The organism is Pseudomonas sp. LAIL14HWK12:I7 (assembly GCF_000483465.1).
GTDB lineage: Bacteria > Pseudomonadota > Gammaproteobacteria > Pseudomonadales > Pseudomonadaceae > Aquipseudomonas > Aquipseudomonas kermanshahensis.
The window spans coordinates 69,522-86,024 of sequence record NZ_AXYZ01000001.1 but is presented as its reverse complement, the minus strand read 5'-3'; the positions used below and the strand labels follow the sequence as shown (position 1 = coordinate 86,024).

Below are 16,503 nucleotides of genomic sequence, written 5' to 3'. Positions count from 1 at the left end.
GGAATAAACCGCATGCCACCTATACTGTATATAGATACAGTATAGGGGTGGATGATGATTCCTCCAGCACCGCAAAAAGGCCGTGGCACGGCGCATAACCCACACAACCGCTTTGCCCCGAACCATTCGGTTGCGGAGGATGACGGCTGGTACCAGGAAGTACCGCTGACCCAAGGCACCGAGGTGCGGGTCGAAACCGCCAAGACCGTCATCAGCCGCAACACCTCGCCCGATCTGCCCTTCGACCGGTCCATCAACCCCTATCGAGGTTGCGAGCATGGTTGTATCTACTGCTATGCCCGCCCCTCGCACGCGTATTGGGACCTGTCCCCAGGCCTGGATTTCGAGACCAAGCTGATCGCCAAGACCAATGCTGCCGATGTGCTCGAACAGCAATTGAGCAAACCGGGCTATGTCTGCGCGCCGATTAACCTGGGGTCGAACACCGACCCTTACCAGCCCATCGAGCGTGACCACCTGCTGACCCGGCGCTTGCTTGAAGTGCTGCTGCGCTTCCGCCACCCGGTGACCATCGTCACCAAGGGGTCGCTGGTGCTGCGTGACCTCGACCTGTTGTCCGAGATGGCCAGCCAGCGGCTGGTGCGGGTGATGATCAGCCTGACGACGCTGGACGACGACCTCAAGCGGGTGCTTGAGCCACGTGCGGCATCGCCCAAGGCGAGGTTGCGGGCGATTCGGGTGCTGCGCGAGGCGGGTGTGCCGGTGGGGGTCTTGTGTTCGCCGATGATACCGATGATCAACGACAGTGAACTGGAGCGCTTGCTGGAGGCCGCCAAGGAGGCCGGTGCGCAAAGCGCTGCCTACATGATGTTGCGCTTGCCGCTGGAAGTGGCGCCGCTGTTCGAGCAGTGGTTGCAGGACCACTACCCCCAGCGTGCGGCCCATGTGTTGAGCCTGATTCGCCAGAGCCGCGGCGGTGAACTGTATGACAGCCGCTTTGGTGCACGCATGCGTGGCGAGGGCATTTTCGCCGAGCTGCTGGCTCAGCGGTTCGCCAAAGCCATGCGCAAACTGGCATTCGAGGGGCGCGAAGCACAGGCGCTCGATTGCTCGAAGTTCTGCCCGCCTGGTGGCCAGTTGGCACTGTTCTGACTGCCCCCCCAATAACGCCGAAGTGGCACCCTAGATATCAAAGTGGCATCTAATTGCCATTACTCGGTGGCACTTCAGCTGAGGCGGTGAAGTTGCCGTGCCTGCCCAGCCTATATTCATACTGGATTAACTTTCCCTGCTGGCGTTTACGTAAGAATACGTCGCGTGCAAGTGTGAACTCTGTCAAATTTTTCAAGCCATTTAATACTGGCAAACATAGTGGCACTTAAATATCAAATTAATATAGATGTTCTGTTAAGCCCAGATTTTACGGTGCCTGCAGCCATTCCTGTCTCACTAGTCAATGGGACGTTAGTCCCAGGCGTGTAAGAGAAAGCTTACAAAGCTGTAAGAGATCGACTCTTTCGTTAGTAATTGTTGCCGGGTAACCTGCGCGCCCTTGTGAAGTGGCTCGCATAACACGAACAAATTCTGCAATTGCAGGGTAGTTCGCGGGCGGTGACATTCCGCTTCGCCATTAGTTCAAAGAACTGCACGAGAAAACATTTGGAGTGCCCTCCCCAAGACCTTGGGGTGGTATCTATTTTCATGGACGATCAAGTGTGGAAATCGCAGAAACTGCCAGCCTGAAAGAGCGCGCCAAAAAGAAACTGGAGCGCGACGCCGGCCCCCTCATCATCGATGCACTCAACGATCCGCAGACCGTTGAGCTGATGTGCAATGGCGACGGCAAACTCTGGCTGGAGCAGTTGGGCAAGCCGATGAGGCACATCGGCGACCTGCGCCCGGCCCAGGCCGAGTCCATCATCAAGACTGTGGCCGGCTTCCACGGCAAGGAAGTGACCCGCAGCAAGCCGTTGCTTGAGGGCGAGTGGCCGCTGGACGGTTCGCGCTTCGCCGGCCAGCTGCCGCCCGTGGTGCGTGCGGCCACCTTTGCCATCCGCAAGAAGGCGGTGGCCATCTACACCCTGGACCAATATGTCGAATCGGGGATCATGACCCCGATCCAGTGCGACGCCATCAAGCGCGCCATCCGCGATCACCGCAACATCCTGGTCATCGGCGGTACCGGTACCGGCAAGACCACCCTGGTCAACGCCGTCATCAACGAAATGGTCGTGGAGTTCCCTAGCGAGCGGGTCTTCATCATCGAAGACACCGGCGAGATCCAGTGCGCGGCCAAGAACTTCGTGCAGTACCACACCACCGTCGATGTGAGCATGACCCACTTGCTCAAGACCTCCCTGCGCATGCGCCCGGATCGCATCCTGGTGGGCGAGGTGCGCGGTGAAGAAGCGCTCGACCTGATCGATGCCTGGAACACCGGCCACCCTGGCGGCGCGGCGACGTTGCACGCCAACAGCGCCAGCGAGGGGCTGACCCGCCTCAAATCCCTGGTTTCCCGCAATAAATCGGCCCCGGCCGAAATCGAACCGCTAATTGGCGAAGCGGTTCACGTCGTCATCTCCATCGCCAGAACCCCAGAAGGCCGCCGCATTCAGGAAATCCTCGAGGTTTCCGGGTACGACAACGGCCGCTACATCATGCGCAATCTTTAAGGAAAACACTGCACATGCACGCCAACACTTCGCTGTTCCGTTTCAATGCCCAAACGTTTGGCTACCTGGCCTTTAGCTTCCTGCTGCTGGCAGTGATGGTTGCGCCGGAGAATGCCTTTGCTGCTTCCAGCACGGGTGGCAAGTTGCCGTATGAAAGCTGGCTTACCTCCCTGCGCACGTCGGTTACCGGCCCTGTTGCCTTCGCGTTGTCGATCATCGGCATCGTTGTGGCGGGTGGCGTGCTGATCTTTGGTGGCGACCTGAACGGTTTCTTCCGCACCCTGATCTTCCTGGTGTTGGTCATGGCGCTGATCGTTGGTGCAAACAACATCATGACTGGCTTCTTCGGCACTAGCGCCGAGTTGGCGCAACTGCTGCCGCAGCAGAGCGCGACACTGAGTCAGGTCTGAACCATGGCCCTGCGCACGATTCCCATCCGTCGGGCTGGCAACCGGGACAACCTGTTCATGGGCGGGGATCGCGAGCTGGTGATGTTCTCCGGGTTGCTCGCCTTCGCGCTGATATTCAGCGCCCAGGAGCTGCGGGCAACCGTAGTGGGCCTGGTGCTTTGGTTCGGTTCGCTGTTCGTATTCCGCGTAATGGCAAAGTCCGATCCAAAGATGCGCCACGTCTACCTGCGTCACCGGCGCTACAAGGCCTATTACCCGGCGCGTAGCACACCGTTCAGGGACAATCCTCCAAGTCAGGGAAGTCAATACAAATGATCGAAGGTATTGCGTATGCCATCGCAGCCCTCGGTGCTCTGCTGGTATTCATATTGATCCAGCGGCTGCTGCAGGTGGATGCGGAACTCAAGCTGAAAAAGCACCGCTCGACTGAGGCAGGGCTGGCTGATCTGTTGAATCATGCGGCGATGGTCGATGATGGCGTGATCGTGGGTAAGAACGGCGCGTTCATGGCCGCCTGGCTCTACCGTGGGGACGACAACGCCAGTAGCACCGAAGCGCAGCGAGAGTTGGTCTCACTGAGGATCAACCAAGCCCTGGCAGGCCTGGGCAATGGCTGGATGATTCACGTTGATGCGGTGCGCCGCCCTGCGTCGAACTACTCGGCCAAAGGCGTATCCCATTTCGCCGACAGCCTCACCGAGGCCATGGACGAAGAGCGCCGCGCGTACTTCGAGTCGCTGGGGACCATGTACGAAGGGTACTTCGTGCTCTCCCTCACCTTCTTCCCGCCGATGCTGGCTCAGCAGAAGTTCGTCGAGCTGATGTTCGACGACGACACTGCGCCGCCGGATGCCAAAGTTCGTACCCGTAACCTGGTTGAGCAATTCAAGCGCGACTGCGTCAGCGTCGAGGGCAGCTTGTCCTCCGTGCTCAAAATGACGCGCCTCAAGGGTAACCAGCAAATCACCGAGGAAGGTGCGCGGATAACCCATGATGATTTGCTCAGCTGGGTGCAGTTCTGCGTCACCGGCGTAAGCCAGCCGGTGTTGCTGCCGAGCAACCCGATGTACCTGGATGCCGTCATCGGTGGCAAGGAACTGTGGGGTGGCGTGGTCCCGAAGATCGGTCGCAACTTCGTCCAGGTGGTCGCCATCGAAGGTTTCCCGCTGGAGTCGGCGCCAGGCATCCTCGCCGCGCTGGCCGAGCTGCCGTGCGAGTACCGTTGGTCCAGCCGTTTCATCTTCATGGACACCCATGAAGCGGTGCAGCACCTGGAAAAGTACCGCAAGAAGTGGAAGCAGAAAGTCCGCGGCTTCTTTGACCAGGTGTTCAACACCAACAACAGCAACATCGACCAGGATGCGCTGTCGATGGTGCAGGACGCCGCCGATGCGATCGCCGAGGTGAACAGCGGCCTGGTCGCACAGGGTTACTACACCAGCGTGGTGGTCCTCATGGGCGAAGACCGCGCAAGCCTTGAAGAGTCTGCGCGCAGTGTCGAAAAGGCCATCGAGCGACTGGGCTTTGCCGCACGTATCGAGACTATCAACACCCTCGACGCCTACTTGGGTAGCCTGCCCGGCCACGGCGTAGAGAACGTGCGTCGCCCGTTGATCAACACCTTGAACCTGGCCGACCTGCTGCCCACCAGCAGCATCTGGACCGGCAGCGCCGAGGCGCCCTGCCCGCTCTACCCACCGCTGTCGCCAGCGTTGATGCACTGCGTGACCAGTGGCGCGACGCCATTCCGCCTCAACCTGCACGTGCGTGACCTGGGCCATACCTTCATGTTCGGGCCAACCGGTGCGGGCAAGTCGACGCACCTGGCGCTGATCGCAGCCCAGTTGCGTCGTTACAAGGGCATGTCGATTTTCGCGTTCGACAAGGGCATGTCGATGTACCCGCTGGCGGCTGGTATTCGCGCCGAGAGCAATGGCCGCTCCGGGCGCCACTTTACGGTAGCGGCTGACGACGAGCGCCTTGCCTTCTGCCCGTTGCAGTTCCTCGAGACCAAAGGCGATCGCGCCTGGGCGATGGAGTGGCTGGACACCGTGCTGGCGCTCAATGGCCTGGAAACCACTGCGGCCCAGCGCAACGAGATTGGCCATGCGGTGATGACCATGTACCGCGACGGCTCTCGCACGTTGTCCGAGTTCTGCATCATCGTGCAGGACGAATCGGTCCGCGAAACCCTGCGCCAGTACACCGTGGACGGCACCATGGGCCACCTGCTCGATGCCGAGGAAGACGGCCTGTCGCTGTCCGATTTCACCGTGTTCGAGATCGAAGAGCTGATGAACCTGGGCGACAAGTACGCCCTGCCGGTGCTGCTGTACCTGTTCCGCCGCATCGAGTGCGCGCTCAAAGGCCAGCCGGCGGTGATCATCCTCGACGAAGCGTGGCTGATGCTCGGCCACCCAGCCTTCCGCGAGAAGATCCGCGAATGGCTGAAAGTACTGCGTAAGGCCAACTGCCTGGTGCTGATGGCCACGCAGAGCCTGTCCGACGCGGCCAACTCGGGGATTCTCGACGTCATCGTCGAGTCCACCGCCACCAAGATCTTCCTGCCCAACGTCTATGCCCGCGACGAGGACACCGCTGCCCTTTATCGCCGCATGGGCTTGAACGCCCGGCAGATCGAGATCCTCGCCACGGCTGTGCCCAAGCGCCAGTACTACTACGTGTCGGAAAACGGCCGACGCCTTTACGACCTTGCCCTTGGGCCCCTGGCGTTGGCCTTCGTCGGTGCTTCCGACAAAGAGTCCGTGGCGGCCATCAAGCGCCTGGAAGCCAAGTTTGGCAATGCCTGGGTGGCTGAGTGGCTGGCTTCAAGGGGCCTGAGACTGAATGATTATGGAGTCGCTGCATGAGCCTTGCTGACAGCATCAAGGGACTGGTTTTCAAACGTCCCGCCAATGCCACCGAAAAGACGGAGGCACCTCAGGGCGCCGTCCTCGACAACCCGTACCTCACGGCTCGCCGTACCTGGAACGACCATGTCGGCAGCCTGGTGACCTCGCGCCAGTCCTGGCAGGTAGTCGGCATCCTCTCGATGATGGTCGCGCTCGCCGGAGTCGGCGGCATCATCCACATCGGCAGCCAGTCGAAGTTCGTACCCTATGTGGTGGAAGTCGACAAGCTTGGCCAGCCCATGGCGGTATCGCCTGCACAGGCGGCAGCGCCGGTGGACCTACGGGTGATGAAGTCGCAGGTCGCGTCTTTTATTGCCGATGCGCGCACGGTAACGCCAGATGTCGCGTTGCTGCGTAAGTCCATCTTCCGTTTGTATGCCTTGCTCGGGCCGAACGACCCCGCGACCCAGAAGATGAACGAGTGGCTCAACGGCAGCAAGGAATCGAGCCCGTTCGTACGCGCCGCCGAAGAAACCGTCAGTGTCGATATCCGTTCGGTCATGCAGCAGACCCCGGAGACCTGGCAGGTGGATTGGGAAGAAGTCACCCGTGACCGCCAGGGCATGCTCAAGGGCAAGGCCACCTGGCGCGCCCTGGTCACCACCTACACCGCCGAACCCACTACCCAGACCAGCGAGGAGCAAGTACGGATGAACCCGATCGGGACCTACGTGCGTGACTTCTCCTGGTCCAAGCAACTTTGAAGGATCGACCATGAACCGTTACCTTTGCGCCATGCTTGCGGCGCTCTTGCCCGCGCTTGCGCAGGCTGCGCCGGGCACCAATGCCGCCGATCTGTATTTCTCCGATGCCAACCCAACCCTGACTCCTCAGGAAAAGGCTGCGCTGGCGATTTCCCAGCGTTGGCAGAAAGCCAGTGCCACTGGCATCAAACCGGTAGACGGTGGCGACGGCACCGCCCGCTTCATTTTCGGCGCTCAGCAACCGAGCATCGTCTGCGCCGTGCTGCAGGTCTGCGACATCGCCTTGCAGGCGGGTGAACAGGTCAACTCGATCAACCTCGGCGACACCGCGCGCTGGACGGTCGAGCCTGCGATTACCGGCGTGGGTGAGAGCGAAGTTCAGCACCTGATCATCAAGCCGATGGATGTCGGCCTGGAAACCTCGTTGGTGGTCACCACCAACCGTCGCACCTACCACTTCAAGCTGCGTTCGCACCGTACCGAGTACATGCCGCAAGTCGCCTTCACCTACCCGGAAGAAGCGCTGGCGAAGTGGAACCTGATCAAGAACCGCGAAACCACCGAGCGCCGCAAGGCGACCATCCCGGAGACCGGCGAATACCTGGGCAACTTGAACTTCGACTACAGCGTCAGTGGTGAAACCTCCTGGAAACCGGTGCGTGTTTACAACGACGGCAGCAAGACGATCATCCAGATGCCACGCACCATGGCTCAGACCGAAGCACCGGCCTTGGTAGTAGTGCGCAAGGAAGGCGGCTGGTTCACGGATGACGAGACCGTGATGGTCAACTACCGCGTTCAGGGCGACCGTTACATCGTCGACACCGTTTTCGACAAGGCCATCCTGATTGCCGGCGTCGGCAAGTCGCAAGACCGCGTCACCATTCAGAGGGGTAAATAACGATGCGAGCATGGATCGCACCTTTTGCCTGCCTTTGGCTTGCGGCGTGTGCCAATGGCCCCTATGGCAACTTTGCCGAACGCGCCACGCCAGCGATCAACCAACAGTTGGCCAGTGCCACCGCTCGCCAGTTGGCGGTAGTGCACCCGCCGGCCAGTACGCGGCTACGGGTCAACCAGAAAACCTCCGACAGCTACGGCGCATCCTTGGTGACTGCATTGCGTGCATCGGGCTTCTCGGTGCAGGAATTCAACCCCGAAGCTCAACCGGCGCCAGCGCCGACTGGCACGGCAGTGCCGCTTGCGGTCAATTACGTCCTCGACATGCCCAAGGATAGCGAGCTGTTGCGCGTCACCTTGTTGGTCGGGCGTGAGTCCTTGAGCCGCGTCTATGCGGTGCAAAGCGGCCGCGTGCTGCCTGCTGGAGCCTGGGTGCGCAAGGAGTGACGAACGATGAGTAGCAGCAACGATGTCATGTCTCCCGATGCATCGCCCGGCAAGCTGAACCGCAAGAGCGGTGTGCGCCGGGTCAACAACTGGCCGATGTACCTCATCGGCGGCGCCGCCATGGTGTTCCTGCTGATCATGTTACTCGTGGCCGCGGACCGAGCGGACCAGCAGGATCAGCCGGAGGATACAAAAACCGAGAAGGCCGGCAACAGCAGCGTGTTTGCCCAGCAGATCAACGGCATGGACCAGGATGGCATCATCCCCAGCAAAGCGGAGCCGCCGGTTTTGCCCACATTGGATGATACGCCAGTGCCGCAACCGTCCGGCTTGCAAGTGGTGCGCCCCAGCAACCTCGATGCGCCGCCACTCCCGCCGCGTGAGCTGCCACCGAACGTCGACGCTGAAGAGGTGGAGCGCATTCGTCGGATGAAGGCGCAGCAGTTCCAGGAAGCCGTTCGCGCACACAGTACCGTACGGGTCGATGCGCCGCGTAGCGCTGGCTCGAGCGCAGGTGCCGCAGGCGACCCGGTCAGCCAGCAGGATGCCCTGGCCCGCATCGCCGCTGCCCGACAGCGTCTGCAGGAGGAATCACGCAATGACCCGACCGCTGCGTACAAAGCGCGCATGGCCGAACTGCGTGCCATTGGCTCAGGCGGGGGTGGCGTGGCGCACGCAGAGCAGGGTGATTCACCGTTTCTGTTGACAGCATCTGCTAACGGCGGGAAGGACTATAACCAGTTCGACAGCGCTGGCGACAGCGACCGTTGGCGTATGGAGGCGGCCGTTCAGGCACCGCGTAGCCCTTATGAACTGCGCGCCGGCTATGTAATCCCTGCCACGATGATTTCGGGCATCAATTCCGACTTGCCTGGGCAGATCATCGCTCAAATATCGCAGGCTGTGTACGACACCTCTACAGGTAAGCATGTGCTGCTGCCTCAGGGCTCGCGCCTGGTCGGCTCCTACTCCAGCAGCGTGGACTACGGCCAGTCGCGGGTGCTGGTGGCATGGCAGCGCATCATCTTCCCTGACGGCAAAGCGATGGATATCGGTTCGATGCCTGGCAGCGACAGCGCCGGTTATTCGGGCTTCAACGATAAGGTCAACAACCACTATGTAAGAGTCTTTGGCTCGGCGTTGTTGATGTCTGGCATCGTGGCCGGTGTCAGCCTCAGCCAAGACCGCGGCAACAGCAATGAAAGCGACCGTGAGTCGGCCAGCAGTGCCATGAGCGAGGCGCTTGGCCAGCAGTTGGGGCAGGTGACCGCGCAAATGATCGCCAAAAACCTGAACATCGCGCCGACCCTCGAAATCCGTCCGGGCTATCGCTTCAACGTGATGGTGACCAAGGACCTGACGTTCTCGAAGCCCTACCAGTCCTTCGATTACTAAGCACATGCCAAGGAGAGCAGTATGACGCACATGCCTTTGTTGAAACCCGCCATTGCGCTATTGGCCGGCATTGGCTTCACCCTGCAGGCTCACGCCGGTATTCCTGTGGTTGATGGAGTACACGCTGCGATCAGCCAGCTGGGCGTAGCCGAGAACATTGCCCAGACCGCCAAGCAGCTTCAGGAATACAAAACGCAGATCGATCAGTACACGACCCAGCTGGAACAGTACGAGAACATGATCAAGAACACGACGGCACCCGCCGCCTACATCTGGGATCAGGCGAACTCGACGATAAACAAGTTGATGCAAGCTCAGGACATGCTCAACTACTACACAGCTCAAGCGGGAAGCCTGGATTCCTACCTGAGTAAGTTCCAGGACGTTAATTACTATCGCAGCTCTTCCTGCTTCCAGTTGGGCGGGTGTTCAGAGAGCGAAAAAGCGGCCATCGAGCGCGTTGAAGACACGCATTCTGAGGCGCAAAAAGAGGCCAACGCTGCGATGTTCAAGGGCATTGCCCAGCAACAGGAAAACCTTAAGTCTGACGCACGACGGCTTGAGCAGCTTCAGGGCGCAGCCAGCACTGCAGATGGCCAGGTCAAGGCGATTCAGTATGCGAGCCAGATTGCCAGCCAACAGGCGAATCAGCTGCTGCAGATTCGTGGCCTGATGCTCGCCCAGCAAAATGCAATGGCTGCGAAAGCGGCCGCAGAGCAGGACCAGCAAGCGCGAGACACCGCAGCGGAGCGCAACATGACCAGCGGTAGTTTCAAGAAAACCAGCCCACAAACTTGGTAAGGAATAAACACTATGAAGATGATCGTACAGTCTGTAGCCACGCTGATGGCCGTATTTGCGCTGAGCGCCTGCGGCAATAACGCCGACTACGAGGTCAATGACAAGAACTGCGCCCCCGACCATGTCCGTACGCTGCCTGAGGATGCCAAACGCGACACCTTGGTAGAAGGGTGCATGACGCGGTGATACGTCACGTGTTCGCGATCCGGTTCCGCTGGCTAGTGCTGCTGGGTGCAGCACTGCTGGCGGGATGCCTGGAAAAAGAGGAGCAGCTGATAGAAGCGAGCTCGGAAACGTGCACGCCGCAGTACTGGAAGACACTTGCGGCTGGCAAGACCCGGGACTCGTTGGTGGAGCGTTGCATGACCCGTGGTGGTTACAAGCATCGTGTGCCCCAGACCTTCTGATCGGATTGAATGGAAGCTATGAAACTCAAGAATGGATCTATGTCCGTGGCCTCCCTGGTGTTGGGGGCTGCATTACTGCTTCTGGCTGTACACGCCAATGCGGCGGACTCGGCCCCTGACATTGGCTTCTTCGATACCATTCTTCAGCGCTTCAGCGATGCGGCCAAAGGATGGCGAACCATTATCCTGCAGGCCGCAACGCGCTTATTCTGGACTCTGGCTGTCATCAGCATGGTCTGGACGTTTGGCCTGATGGCATTGCGTAAAGCTGACATTGGTGAGTTCTTCGCCGAGATGCTGCGCTTCATCATGTTTGTCGGTTTTTACTTTTGGCTCCTCACCAACGGCCCGAATTTCGCCGACTCGTTGGTCAAGTCGCTCTCCAAGCTGGGCTCACAGGCAGGCGGGCTACCGGTCTATAACGACAAGTTCGGGCTGAGCCCATCGGAAATCGTCCAGCTGGGCTTCGATATCTTCGGCAAGATCGTCGACAACATGTCGATGTGGCCCAGCAAGATTGCCTTCAGTATCGCGGGCGTAGTCATGGGCTTGGCGATTTTGATGGTCTTGGTCGTGATAGCCATCAATATGTTGCTGTTGACGGTCTCGGCCTGGGTACTGGCCTACGCAGGCATATTCTTCCTGGGGTTCGGCGGTGCCCGTTGGACATCGGATATGGCGATCAACTATTTCAAGACTGTGCTGGGGATGGCTGTCCAGATTCTTGCGATGTTGCTGCTGCTGTCCGTTGGCAAGACGTTCCTTGACCAGTACTACGCAGCGCTGTCGGCTGACATCAATGGCACCAACCTCAAAGCGATGGCGGCATTGCTTGTGTGTTGCGTAGTCCTGATGGCGCTCGTCGCCAAGATCCCGCCCGTCTTGGCAGGCATCATCAACGGATCGAGCGTAGGCGGCGGCGGTATTGGCAACACGATGGGTATTGCAACACTGGCGGGTGCTGCTGCAATGGCTGCTTCGGCAGGTGCATCGATAATGAGCGGTGGCGCATCGGCGATTGCATCCGGGATGGCCAACGCTGCAGGCGGTGCACAATCCATGTATTCAGCCTTCAAGAGCGCCCAGTCGAACGTGGCGTCGGGCTCTGACATTGTTTCACGCATGTCCGGGATGTTTGGTGGCGGTGGAAGCAGTGGCAGCAGCAACGGTGGCAGCGGTAGCAGTGCAAGCCCATTGAGCTCCGCAATGGGCCTTGCCAGCGCTGCGTCCGGGGGTATGGACGGTGGCGTAGCAAGCTCGGCGATGGCAGCGATGTCCTCTGCTGGCGGCCAATCCTCTGGCGGTGGAGCAGCGCAATCGTCGGAATCTGAGAGCGGGTCCGGCGGTGAGTCCGGAGGAGGTTCCTCTGGCTCAATGGACCCATCTGGCAGCAGTGGAGCGGAAAGTGGGGGCGGGCAATCGTCGGGTGGCGGTGAAGCCAGCGCGCGCGTCGCTGATTCCGGCTCCGGTAGCCAATCCGGTGAACAAAGTGGTGCCAAAACGACCACGGGTTCAGGTGGGGGCTCAGCCTCTGCCAGCAAGCTAGGCAATGCGGGCCGTATTGCCTTGGACATGGGCGCGAACCTGGCTGCTGGCGTCGGGCGCATGGCCCAGGCGCGTATCGATCAGACAGCAGCCGGGCGGCTCGCTGCTGAGATTTCGAACCCAGGCTCCAGCCGCGCAAGCTCGAACCTGAATACGAGCTCGACCAGCCGTAATTTCGATCCAGCTTCCGAAGTGGCGGATTTCCGCGACAGCAAACAGGAAAGAAGTTGAACAAGGAGTGCATATGACTACCGCAAAAGTTCTCCCAGCCGTCGTGCTGGCCGTCAGTTTCGCCGTCGCCCTACCCGCCCAGGCCAAAGACCCGTGCGCCACTGTCCTGTGCATGTGGGGCAAGCTCAAGGGGGCGGGTGTGGTCGATAACTGCAGTGGCCCGGTCAATGACTACTTCAGCATCGTCAAAAAGAAGAAGGGCAAGATCAAGCTGAGCCAGACCTCGGACGCTCGCCAGTCCTTCCTCGACAAATGCGAGGCCGCCGACCCGCAAAAAACCAAGTCGATCAACAACAAGTTCGGCAAGGTCATCTGAGGCGCGCCACGATGCCATTTGTCGCTGACGTTCCGCCCCCGGCCCTGAGCGAACCCATCGCCTGCTCGATCATGGCGGCGGTCAAATACGAGCTGCCGGTGAACATCGTCCTGGCTGTGTCCGGCCAGGAAGGTGGCAAGCCTGGCCAGTGGGTGCGCAACCACAATGGCACCTACGACGTCGGCCCCATGCAGTTCAACACCGCCTACCTGCGCGAGCTCTCGCGCTACGGCATCACCCCTGAGGATGTCGAGCAAGGCGGCTGCTACTCCTACGAGCTGGCCGCCTGGCGCATCCGTGGCCACGTGCGCAATGACCGCGGCGACTTGTGGACGCGAGTAGCGAATTACCACTCGCGCACCCCCGCCATCAATGCGCGCTACCGCCAACAGATCATGCGCCGCGCCGTCTACTGGGCCGATTGGCTGGATGCCCGCTTTGCCACGCAGCAGGTAGCGCAGAGCGCGGTATTCTCCGGCGCGCCGGCCGAGGCGTCCGTGGCAGTGGTCGACACCGCGCAGGCGGTGAAGGCGGCTGTCGTGCAGCAGCCGGTCATGCCGCAACCCGTGGGCACGTCAGCCTATGTGCCCCGGGGGTTGGTGATGGGGAGCAAATGATGGATTCGCTGGTCACATTAGCCGCATCTCGAAACGATACAGGGACCCGCCGCGAGGCGGATGCAAGGAGAGAAAGATTGAACCTACCCACTCTCGGTATGGGCACTGCCGTTACCGACAAGGCATCGCGCCGCCCCAGCCGCCTCTGGCCGCGGCTGCGCCTTGGCGCGCTCGTACCCCTCGTGCTGGGAGCGTGCATGCTCCTGCCTGCCACCTCTTCTGAACTTCAAGCCAAGGAGCTTTCCATGCAAGACAATCAAGGCCAGTACCAGCCCTACACCCCGGGCATGAAACTCCCCGAAGGCGTGTTCCCGCCGATGAAGGGTTATACCCATGAGGACTTGATTGGCGCTGCTGCCCTACCCGTAGAAGCGGTTATGAAGGCTGAGGGAATAGACCCCACCCTGATCAAGGAATCGCTCTTCGCGCTGGCCAAACACCTCAATGAGGCACTGGAGGCGCAGAACGTCGAGTATCAGATTTCGACCTGGTACCAGAAGCCTTACGACAATCCCGCTGACCGCACCAAGAGTGTTGCCGCCATGGGCGAAAGCTTTGGTGCTTTGGCGATCCGTGCTGCAGGGCAGTCGCTGCGAGGGTCCCCACTCTTGAACTTGGGCGAAGCATTCTTTGAACGCTACACCCGAAGCGCCGGTGATGGTGTCCACGATCTGATCGTGACCCTAAACAAACCGGGTGCCTGATACGGGTTCGAGAATGTCTTGGAGCGTTCGTCCTGTCCTGGCGGCGGGATGATCCATAGGGATATGAAATGAGCGATGCAATGCGTTTTACGGTGTACTTCGACGGCACCGGTAACAATAAAGACCTGAATACACCTGAAGGCACGCAGACCAACGTTGCCCGCCTGTATGACCTGGACACCGCCAAAGGTACCAACCTGGCGCGCAACTCGGGGCATGAACCGCAGCAGTACGACGCCAAGGAGCGCTCCGGCCAATCGGAGAAGATCTACTTCGATGGTGTTGGCAGCCAATCCAGTACCAGCGGGCGTTCGCTGCTCGAAGGCGCAACCGGCCGGGGTGCCCAGGAGCGTATCGACCAGGCCTACGACTCCATCGTGGCCTTTCACAACAAGTACCCGGACCAGCAGATCGACGTCAACATTGTCGGCTTCAGCCGCGGTGCATCGCAGTCCCGCGCCTTGGCCAACGAGTTCATCGAACGTGGCGTCCCCAAACTCGATGACCAGGGCAAAGCGACCGGGGAATACTTGATTCCCCCAGGCCAGGCGCACGTCAACAAGCTGGGTATCTTCGACACGGTCGCCACTGACGGTTTGTCGAATACCGATACCCATCTGGGCAAGAACCTGGAGATCAGCAAGAACATCGATTCGACCACCCACCTGGTGGCGATGAACGAGTACCGCGACACGTTCCCCCTGACCAGTGCCCTGCGTAACGACGACAACTCGCGCATCGAGGAGTTGAAGTTTGCCGGCGCGCATTCGCAGGTCGGCGGTGGTTACAAGGACGATGTGCTGGCAGCCGGGCCATTGGCGGTGATGCACGATCGCCTGCAGTCGGCCGGTATAGAAATGAAGCCGATGCAGCAGGAGGATGTTCAGCGCATCGAGCAGTACAACACGTTGATCAAAAGCCCGGAGAAAGTTGAGCAAGCGCTCATCGACTCGCGCCTGTTGAAGGGTGAGAACGCGTTCAGCCGCAACGCGGATGGCTCGTTCCAGACAGTGGACAATATGCCCTTCCCGATGGAACGCGGCATGATCAACGTCTTTGACCGCCAGGCTCGCCCCTTCGATCACGAGACCAATGGCCGCGGGGTAATCTTCGAGAACGATGATCGGCTTAGCCGCAACAGCGTTTCCAGAGCCGTTGAGGGGATCGGTGATCGTCTTAAATCGCTGGGGCAAGATGCCTTGTCCGCTTCGAAACGCTTCCTGGGCATTGACACGCGCGAGCAGGCGATAGAAGAGGGCAAAGGGCTGTATGCCGAGCTCATGTCGGAAAGGGCCGCCACTTCACAGCAGCAAGTGGCTACGCTGTCTGGCGAGCTTACGGCTTCACGGCCCAGCGCTGGTTATATCGAGAGCCTGAACCTGCAAGCGGTGCCAGTCCCTGAGGGCGCCAAGCAGGGCCAGCAGCAAGACCCGCAGGCCCAGCAGCGCAGCGACTCGTTCAAGGCCATGGAAGACAAAGCGCGCGACCTCAACCCCTCGGCCAGTATCGGCGAAGCTTCAGAGAGCGGGCGCAAGGCGGTCAGCGGGATGGTCGTCGACATGGACGACCATCACATCCTGCAGAAGGTCGGCCAGACCGACCAGTTCGTCATTCATGACCGCCGTGACGTCGACCCGAGCCGCAACTTCCAGGTAGGCAAGAGCACGGCGATTGTCCACGAGAAAGGCATCGGCGACCTAGCCCGTGATGTGGCGCCGAAGCTGGAGCTCGATACCGGGCTTTCCCAGGCCATGCGTCGGTGATTTCGATGCCGCGCCTGCAACTCGCCGACGGTACGGTAGAAGCGCTGAAGTGGCTGGCGCTGTTGCTGATGACCGGCGACCACGTGAACAAGTACCTGTTCAACGAGACCCTGCCTTACTTGTTCGAGGCAGGGCGCTTGGCGATGCCGCTGTTCGTGGTCGTGCTGGCGTACAACCTGGCGCGGCCGGGAACAGTGGAAAATGGAGCTTACCGGCGCACTGCGCTGCGCCTGTTTCTGTTCGGGGTGTTGGCGACGCCGCCGTTCATTGCCCTCGGGGGGCTGCTGTACGGCGGCTACCCGCTGAACATCCTCTTCACGTTGCTGGTGATTACCCTGGCGACCGAGGCCTGCGACCGTGCTGCGCAAGGGCGGCCGCTGTTCTGGGGGCTGGCGTTACTGGTGGTGGTCGTGGGCGGTGCCTGGGTCGAATTCTGGTGGCCGGCCGTGCTGCTGGGGCTGTGTGTGGGTTGGTACGTGCGGCGCCCGAACCTGCTGGCTGCCGTGGGGGCCGTGCTTGCGCTTGCGGCGTTAACGCCGATCAACGGCAATGCCTGGGCGCTGGCCGCGTTGCCGGTGCTGCTGGCCGCCCGCTGGGTCAGGCCTGACCTGCCACGCTGGCGCTGGCTGTTCTACGCCTATTACCCGCTGCACCTGCTGGCGCTGTGGCTGATTCGCATCCCGATGGCCAAGGCCGGATACCTCTTCCTGATATGAAG

At 60.5% G+C, this 16,503-nt stretch carries 18 protein-coding genes; all 18 read left to right on the top strand.

All coding sequences use genetic code 11. From position 1 onward, the window contains the following. Nucleotides 1-54 precede the first annotated feature (54 nt). Nucleotides 55-1,113, top strand: a complete 1,059-nt coding sequence (locus tag D886_RS0100420; protein WP_027592017.1) for a PA0069 family radical SAM protein — start codon at nucleotides 55-57, stop codon at nucleotides 1,111-1,113. Between the two features lie 569 nt (nucleotides 1,114-1,682). After that, the gene (gene trbB / locus D886_RS0100415; RefSeq protein WP_309475947.1) at nucleotides 1,683-2,633 is read left to right on the top strand and encodes a P-type conjugative transfer ATPase TrbB; all 951 of its coding nucleotides are present in this window, start codon (nucleotides 1,683-1,685) and stop codon (nucleotides 2,631-2,633) included. A 14-nt stretch (nucleotides 2,634-2,647) separates the two neighbouring features. Beyond that, entirely contained in the window at nucleotides 2,648-3,043 is a 396-nt protein-coding gene (gene trbC / locus D886_RS0100410; protein WP_081717436.1) for a conjugal transfer system pilin TrbC, read from the top strand. 3 nt (nucleotides 3,044-3,046) lie between these two features. After that, on the top strand, nucleotides 3,047-3,358 hold the full coding sequence (locus tag D886_RS0100405; RefSeq protein ID WP_027592014.1) for a conjugal transfer protein TrbD: 312 nt from the start codon (nucleotides 3,047-3,049) through the stop codon (nucleotides 3,356-3,358). Then, complete coding sequence (locus D886_RS0100400) at nucleotides 3,355-5,913, top strand: VirB4 family type IV secretion/conjugal transfer ATPase (RefSeq protein WP_027592013.1); 2,559 nt, start codon at nucleotides 3,355-3,357, stop codon at nucleotides 5,911-5,913. The genes D886_RS0100405 and D886_RS0100400 overlap by 4 nt, the downstream gene beginning before the upstream one ends. Further along, on the top strand, nucleotides 5,910-6,659 hold the full coding sequence (locus D886_RS0100395; RefSeq protein ID WP_027592012.1) for a conjugal transfer protein TrbF: 750 nt from the start codon (nucleotides 5,910-5,912) through the stop codon (nucleotides 6,657-6,659). The genes D886_RS0100400 and D886_RS0100395 overlap by 4 nt, the downstream gene beginning before the upstream one ends. A 10-nt stretch (nucleotides 6,660-6,669) precedes the next feature. Further along, nucleotides 6,670-7,560 (top strand): P-type conjugative transfer protein TrbG, encoded by an 891-nt coding sequence (gene trbG, locus D886_RS0100390; RefSeq protein WP_027592011.1) that lies wholly within the window; start codon nucleotides 6,670-6,672, stop codon nucleotides 7,558-7,560. A gap of 2 nt (nucleotides 7,561-7,562) precedes the next feature. Then, entirely contained in the window at nucleotides 7,563-8,006 is a 444-nt protein-coding gene (locus D886_RS0100385) for a hypothetical protein (RefSeq protein ID WP_027592010.1), read from the top strand. Nucleotides 8,007-8,012: 6 nt separating this feature from the next. Then, complete coding sequence (locus tag D886_RS0100380; protein WP_027592009.1) at nucleotides 8,013-9,401, top strand: TrbI/VirB10 family protein; 1,389 nt, start codon at nucleotides 8,013-8,015, stop codon at nucleotides 9,399-9,401. Between the two features lie 21 nt (nucleotides 9,402-9,422). Next, nucleotides 9,423-10,202, top strand: a complete 780-nt coding sequence (gene trbJ, locus D886_RS0100375; protein WP_081717435.1) for a P-type conjugative transfer protein TrbJ — start codon at nucleotides 9,423-9,425, stop codon at nucleotides 10,200-10,202. Nucleotides 10,203-10,214: 12 nt separating this feature from the next. Beyond that, complete coding sequence (gene trbK / locus D886_RS27520) at nucleotides 10,215-10,388, top strand: entry exclusion lipoprotein TrbK (RefSeq protein WP_081717434.1); 174 nt, start codon at nucleotides 10,215-10,217, stop codon at nucleotides 10,386-10,388. An 8-nt stretch (nucleotides 10,389-10,396) separates the two neighbouring features. Next, nucleotides 10,397-10,609 carry an entry exclusion lipoprotein TrbK gene (gene trbK / locus D886_RS0100365; protein WP_157765530.1) on the top strand — a complete coding sequence of 71 codons (213 nt, stop codon included), beginning with the start codon at nucleotides 10,397-10,399 and terminating at the stop codon, nucleotides 10,607-10,609. A gap of 39 nt (nucleotides 10,610-10,648) precedes the next feature. Beyond that, nucleotides 10,649-12,385 carry a P-type conjugative transfer protein TrbL gene (gene trbL / locus D886_RS0100360; protein WP_050580707.1) on the top strand — a complete coding sequence of 579 codons (1,737 nt, stop codon included), beginning with the start codon at nucleotides 10,649-10,651 and terminating at the stop codon, nucleotides 12,383-12,385. Nucleotides 12,386-12,398: 13 nt separating this feature from the next. Then, entirely contained in the window at nucleotides 12,399-12,701 is a 303-nt protein-coding gene (locus D886_RS0100355; protein ID WP_027592005.1) for a TrbM/KikA/MpfK family conjugal transfer protein, read from the top strand. Nucleotides 12,702-12,712: 11 nt separating this feature from the next. Then, entirely contained in the window at nucleotides 12,713-13,318 is a 606-nt protein-coding gene (locus D886_RS0100350) for a hypothetical protein (protein WP_027592004.1), read from the top strand. Then, nucleotides 13,318-14,022, top strand: a complete 705-nt coding sequence (locus tag D886_RS0100345) for a hypothetical protein (RefSeq protein WP_155951405.1) — start codon at nucleotides 13,318-13,320, stop codon at nucleotides 14,020-14,022. Before D886_RS0100350 ends, D886_RS0100345 begins: the two co-directional genes overlap by 1 nt. A gap of 68 nt (nucleotides 14,023-14,090) precedes the next feature. Further along, nucleotides 14,091-15,785, top strand: coding sequence for a DUF2235 domain-containing protein (locus D886_RS26665; protein ID WP_081717433.1), 1,695 nt, complete (start codon nucleotides 14,091-14,093; stop codon nucleotides 15,783-15,785). Nucleotides 15,786-15,790: 5 nt separating this feature from the next. Continuing rightward, nucleotides 15,791-16,501, top strand: a complete 711-nt coding sequence (locus D886_RS0100335) for a TraX family protein (RefSeq protein ID WP_027592002.1) — start codon at nucleotides 15,791-15,793, stop codon at nucleotides 16,499-16,501. Nucleotides 16,502-16,503 lie beyond the last annotated feature (2 nt).

What these genes read in the sequence shown, in the direction of transcription:
- trbC (WP_081717436.1), top strand. Translation starts at nt 2,648, where the DNA reads ATGCACGCCAACACTTCGCTGTTCCGTTTCAATGCCCAAACGTTTGGC.
- D886_RS0100395 (WP_027592012.1), top strand. Translation starts at nt 5,910, where the DNA reads ATGAGCCTTGCTGACAGCATCAAGGGACTGGTTTTCAAACGTCCCGCC.
- D886_RS0100385 (WP_027592010.1), top strand. Translation starts at nt 7,563, where the DNA reads ATGCGAGCATGGATCGCACCTTTTGCCTGCCTTTGGCTTGCGGCGTGT.
- D886_RS0100350 (WP_027592004.1), top strand. Translation starts at nt 12,713, where the DNA reads ATGCCATTTGTCGCTGACGTTCCGCCCCCGGCCCTGAGCGAACCCATC.
- D886_RS0100420 (WP_027592017.1), top strand. Translation starts at nt 55, where the DNA reads ATGATTCCTCCAGCACCGCAAAAAGGCCGTGGCACGGCGCATAACCCA.
- trbJ (WP_081717435.1), top strand. Translation starts at nt 9,423, where the DNA reads ATGACGCACATGCCTTTGTTGAAACCCGCCATTGCGCTATTGGCCGGC.
- D886_RS0100335 (WP_027592002.1), top strand. Translation starts at nt 15,791, where the DNA reads ATGCCGCGCCTGCAACTCGCCGACGGTACGGTAGAAGCGCTGAAGTGG.
- D886_RS26665 (WP_081717433.1), top strand. Translation starts at nt 14,091, where the DNA reads ATGAGCGATGCAATGCGTTTTACGGTGTACTTCGACGGCACCGGTAAC.
- D886_RS0100405 (WP_027592014.1), top strand. Translation starts at nt 3,047, where the DNA reads ATGGCCCTGCGCACGATTCCCATCCGTCGGGCTGGCAACCGGGACAAC.
- trbK (WP_081717434.1), top strand. Translation starts at nt 10,215, where the DNA reads ATGAAGATGATCGTACAGTCTGTAGCCACGCTGATGGCCGTATTTGCG.
- D886_RS0100355 (WP_027592005.1), top strand. Translation starts at nt 12,399, where the DNA reads ATGACTACCGCAAAAGTTCTCCCAGCCGTCGTGCTGGCCGTCAGTTTC.
- trbG (WP_027592011.1), top strand. Translation starts at nt 6,670, where the DNA reads ATGAACCGTTACCTTTGCGCCATGCTTGCGGCGCTCTTGCCCGCGCTT.
- D886_RS0100380 (WP_027592009.1), top strand. Translation starts at nt 8,013, where the DNA reads ATGAGTAGCAGCAACGATGTCATGTCTCCCGATGCATCGCCCGGCAAG.
- trbL (WP_050580707.1), top strand. Translation starts at nt 10,649, where the DNA reads ATGTCCGTGGCCTCCCTGGTGTTGGGGGCTGCATTACTGCTTCTGGCT.
- D886_RS0100345 (WP_155951405.1), top strand. Translation starts at nt 13,318, where the DNA reads ATGGATTCGCTGGTCACATTAGCCGCATCTCGAAACGATACAGGGACC.
- D886_RS0100400 (WP_027592013.1), top strand. Translation starts at nt 3,355, where the DNA reads ATGATCGAAGGTATTGCGTATGCCATCGCAGCCCTCGGTGCTCTGCTG.